This window comes from Planococcus sp. RAB007_Raresut, assembly GCF_057369535.1.
Map to the genome: position 1 here is coordinate 1 of NZ_JBXYIF010000099.1, position 275 is coordinate 275.

General features: G+C 50.2%; 1 protein-coding gene. It reads left to right on the forward strand.

The genetic code is table 11. The features are described 5' to 3' along the window. A partial coding sequence (locus tag AC2Q9J_RS17895; protein WP_499042021.1) for an NUDIX domain-containing protein occupies window positions 1-275 on the forward strand: 275 nt, incomplete at both ends.

Below are 275 nucleotides of genomic sequence, written 5' to 3' on the forward strand. Positions count from 1 at the left end.
CATGTGGACGGTTATCCGACACCGAAACTTGATGTGCGAGGCGTCATCTTCAAAGATGATCGAATCCTGCTCGTGAAGGAGCGGTCAGATGGGTTGTGGACCTTACCCGGTGGCTTCTGTGAAGTGAATCGCTCTCCTGCTTCGAATATCATCAAAGAAGTAGAGGAAGAGGCTGGCCTGGATGTGATTCCAGTACGGTTGCTCGCCTTGTTCGATATGCATGAACATCCACATCCGCCTCTCTCGGAGCATTATTACAAACTTTTCCTCGAGTG